A 4,169-nucleotide genomic window follows, 5' to 3' on the forward strand; every position below is an offset into this window, starting at 1 on the left:
CGCTGCTGCGCAGGGCCAGCTTGAGACCGGGGCCGGCCTTGGCGCGCATGGCCTCCACGGCTTGAGTAATGGCGTCTTCGAGTTCGGGAGGCAGAGGAGCCGTGAGCACGGCCTTTTGCAGGGCGGCGGCCAGACTGAAAACCTGCTCAAGGCTCTGCATGTCCGTGGCCTGAATAAGCCGGTTCAATTCGCTCTGAAGGCCGTTATATTCCATAAACCGGTAGTAGGCGCTGACAGTCACGGCAAAACCGTCTGGCACGGAAAGTCCGGCATTGGCGGCCACTTCGCCCAGATTTGCCATTTTACCCCCCACAAGGGTAAGGTCGCTCAGGCTTATCTGGTCAAGATGCAGGATAAGGGGACCGTCCTGATGGGGCGGCTCTTCCAGCAAAGCCTCCATCTGGGCGCGGATACGGCCAAAAGGTTCCAGCAGGCCGGCGTAGGCATTGCCGGAAAGCGCGTTCAACTCGCGCACCATCTGAAAAACCGCAGTGACGGCCCTGGTGCTGACGGCATGCACATAGTCCATGCCGAAAGGTTTTGCGCCGTGCAGGCGGTCTTCCACCTCGCTCATGGCTTCAAGGGCGCGCTTGTTGGCAGAGAGCAGACGACGGAAGCGCGCGCAACGCTCACGCAGTCGCGCCTTCAGTTCTTCCTCACGGGCCAGTTCCTCCGGGTCTGGTTCCCCGGGCTGATCCCGCCCTATCCAGTGCCGCAAAAACTTGAGGAGCGCCATCTTACACAGCGGAGCGAACCGCTTCCTCCATTTTTATGATAAGTTCGCTGATGGCTACGGGCTTGAGCATGTAATCATATGCGCCAAGATCAAGCCCTTCCACTGCCACCCCCATGCAGGCATGCCCCGTAAGCAGTATGACGGGCAGGCCGGGGCATTTCTGCTTCATGTGGCGCAGGGTTTCAAGCCCGTCCATGCCGGGCATGCGCACGTCCATCACCACAATATTGAAAGGTTCGCCGCCGGAAACAAGGTTTTCTTCCACCATGCTCAGCGCTGTCTGCCCATCGGGCGCCGTGACCACTTCCATTCCGCGCCGGGCAAGGCGTTTTTGCATGAGTTCAAGAAATTCCAGTTCGTCGTCCACAAACAGCGCGCGCATGGGGCCTCCTCGGTTTCAGGCAAAGTCTCGGCCAGGCCAAGCCAGGGCCGATACCGATGACGTGTCTCGTGCAGCAAATGGCGCCGGAGCGCATATTCTGGCAAGCCGTGGCACTCCCCCGGCCAGCATCAACTTTTTCAGTCGCCAAAACGCCCTCAGGCCGTCAGGCCGTCTTCCGGCGGAAGCTGTGGCGGTTCGGCGGGCAGGGTCACACTGAAGGTGGTTCCCTCGCCCAATCGGCTCTGCACCTCAATGCGGCCGCCCAGTTTTTCAAGTATGGTATAACAGATAGCCAGTCCAAGGCCCGTCCCCTCGCCCACCTTCTTGGTAGTAAAAAAGGGATCAAAAATACGGGTTATGGTTTCCTGATCCATGCCGGGGCCGCTGTCGTTAAACAATATGCGAACACCCTTCTTCCAGGCAAGGGTGCGGATGGTGAGCGTGCCGTTTTTGCCGATGGCGTCAATGGCATTATCGATAATATTGATAAAAATCTGTTCAAGCTGCGCGGGGTCAGACAGAATGACCGGCACTTGCGGATCGTATTCCCTGACAATGTTGATATTGCGGCTGGTGGCTTCTGTTTTGAGCATTTCAGCCGCCTGATCCGTCAGGGAATTGATCAGTATTTCCGTGCGACCGGGGTTCATGCGGCGGCCAAAGCCGAGCATGCGCTGGGTAATGCCCTTGGCGCGCTTGACATGTTGGTCAATTTTCTCTGTACTTTCAAGTATCTCTTGATAATTTTTCATGGTTTCGGGCTTTTCGTCGTCCAGCAGGTCGCGTATCCAGCCCGCATTTTCCTGAATGAGCATCAGGGGATTGTTTACCTCATGGGCCACGCCCGCGGCCATTTTTCCAAGGGCCGCCATCTTGCTGGACTGAAGCATGCGGGCATCAATATGGGCCTGCTTCTGGTCAGACTCTTCAAGCGAAGCCACAAGCCGCCGGGTGCAAAGTTCGGCCCCCATGCAGATAAGCCCGCTGCCGAGAATCATGAAAAAAACAATCAATGCCTTGAGTTGCCGCAACGGCTGCAGGCTGTCACGTACGTCGTCCAGTACCACAAGCGCCCAAGGCATGGATTCCAGAGGCATCATGGCGGCCAGCATTTCCTGCCCTTTTGATGTGGTCAGGTGCTGCGTGGACACGCTCTTGCGGCTCAGGTCCGGCAGGGGTACGCCGAACCTGCTCATGCTTTTGCCGTGATAGCGCGAGTCTGTCTGCAGTTCGCCCCTGGCGTTGACCAGAAAGGCATCACTGTGCGGGCCGGAATACACACGGCGCAACAAGGCTCCCATAGCGTCCATATCAATGGTGGCCCGCACGATGTAACTGCGCCCTCCCTCATGCCGCAGCACCGCAATGATGAAATGGGGTTCATTTCTGTAGCCCATAAAAACATCGCTCACATACACGCCCTTGCGCAGCACTTCTCTGAACCAGGGAGTGTCTGAATAATTGTTGCCGCTAAGCTCATACGGGCCCACATAGGAAACGTGGCGGCCATCCATGCCGATAACGCCCACATCCACAAAGGAGCGACTGTTGCTCTGCATGACGCTGAAAATGTCGCTCAGTCGTGTTGGGTTGCTCAGGTCGGCATAGGGGTGGGTGAAAGCCAGATTTTTTATCTGGGCGACGCGCTCCACCATAAAGGTATCCAGCGCGCGGTGTTTGCTGCTGGCCACAGCCTCGATGCCCGCACTGATTTTTTCATCATAAATGGCGCTCAGCCTGTCCAGACAGAACAGCCCCAGAGCCACCAGGGGCGTAAGCGCCATAAGCAGCAGGGTTACGAGCAGGCGGCGGTATATGACCTTGTACCCGCGATGGGCTGCGGGAGCGACTGCTGACATGGCTACGCCTCCTCCACGCCGGTTGCGGTCTGCGGCAATTTTTCGCCCTTGAACAGCAGGCGGCAGTGTTCCAGCATTTCCTCGCGCCGGGCAGCCACCTGGGCCGCATCCTGCATGATCATGTCCAGCTGCCGGGTATGAATGGTCATATACCCCGCCACTGCCAGCAAAAGTTCGCCTTCTTCACGATCCATGCCCTTGAGGGTGGCGCTGACCGCATCATTGCGCACCATGGGGGCAAAGCCGAATTCCCATAAAATTTCAGCCGCAAAACGCACACGAAGGATGCGCCGCTCAATATTGGCCGCGCCGCCCCGCAGGTGAAAGGTAAGGTAGTTCTCGGGGGTGCGCTCGCCAAGGCGCGCCTCTACCGAGACAAAATGAAAACCGAAACGCGAATGCAGACTGCAATAGTCGCGCGATATCATAAAATAGTTTTTTTCAGAAAAATACGCGGTCTGCGCGGCCGGGTCCAGATTGGGGTTGGCCGTGGCCTCAAACAGCACAGAAAGAAAACCCTTGCCGTCCACAGGCGGCGGTCCCTGCCAGGGATAGGCGTTCATGCCGTGCCAGAGGGCGCGCATGGGAACCGACGCGATCTGCTCGATATCAATGACCGGGCCGGGAGGCGTGACGGCAAAACCGTCACTGAGGTTCACCACCCAGAATTGCTTGAGCACCTTGTCGCGCAACTGTTTTACCCGTTGCGGCGCGTATTTTTTCTCCGCGCCAAGGCTGAACATGGCGCTCACGGCCCGTTCATGGCAATAGCGGGCAATATCGTGGTATGTCTGGCAGTTGGAGGCCCTGAACTCGGGGCTGTCCACATCCATGGTCAAAGGCAGTATACGCGCCGACGCCTTTTGCAGAATGCGGTACACAGGACTGCCGGGCATATAGTCGCGCCCCGGCGGCACGTTGGGCAGCAGGGATTCCAGCCTGTCCACATAAACCTGACAGACGTCCGAGCAAAGTGTAATGCGCTGCCCGCTTTTTAAAATTTCCGTTGCGTTATCCAGTCCGAAAATGGCCGGCTTGCCAAACTCGCGCGCCAGTGACGCCAGCCGCGAACCGGGCAGGCCCTCTTCGGCTATAATGCCTGCGGCGCGGTCCATCAACGCGCCCCAACGATAATTGTCGTCAGGCACAACAAGAATGCCGCCAGCGGGAAAACGCCGGGCCTCTTCCCACC

4 protein-coding genes are annotated in these 4,169 nt (G+C 58.0%); all 4 read right to left on the minus strand.

Going from position 1 to position 4,169, the window contains the following annotated elements:
* Positions 1-736 (minus strand): PEP/pyruvate-binding domain-containing protein (locus tag V6C07_RS03060; RefSeq protein WP_333534909.1); only part of this gene is annotated, 736 nt, incomplete at its 3' end.
* Position 737: 1 nt separating this feature from the next.
* Complete coding sequence (locus V6C07_RS03065; RefSeq protein ID WP_333534910.1) at positions 738-1,118, minus strand: response regulator; 381 nt, start codon at positions 1,116-1,118, stop codon at positions 738-740.
* 155 nt (positions 1,119-1,273) lie between these two features.
* Entirely contained in the window at positions 1,274-2,977 is a 1,704-nt protein-coding gene (locus V6C07_RS03070) for a sensor histidine kinase (RefSeq protein ID WP_333534912.1), read from the minus strand.
* Positions 2,978-2,979: 2 nt separating this feature from the next.
* Positions 2,980-4,169, minus strand: a 1,190-nt coding sequence (locus tag V6C07_RS03075; protein WP_333534913.1) for a PEP-utilizing enzyme, incomplete at its 5' end; no start/stop codon positions are given.

Source organism: Desulfovibrio sp. 1214_IL3152, assembly GCF_036763055.1.
GTDB lineage: Bacteria > Desulfobacterota > Desulfovibrionia > Desulfovibrionales > Desulfovibrionaceae > Desulfovibrio.

Coding starts and splice junctions, on each gene's coding strand:
- V6C07_RS03065 (WP_333534910.1), bottom strand. CDS start 1,118: ATGCGCGCGCTGTTTGTGGACGACGAACTGGAATTTCTTGAACTCATG.
- V6C07_RS03070 (WP_333534912.1), bottom strand. CDS start 2,977: ATGTCAGCAGTCGCTCCCGCAGCCCATCGCGGGTACAAGGTCATATAC.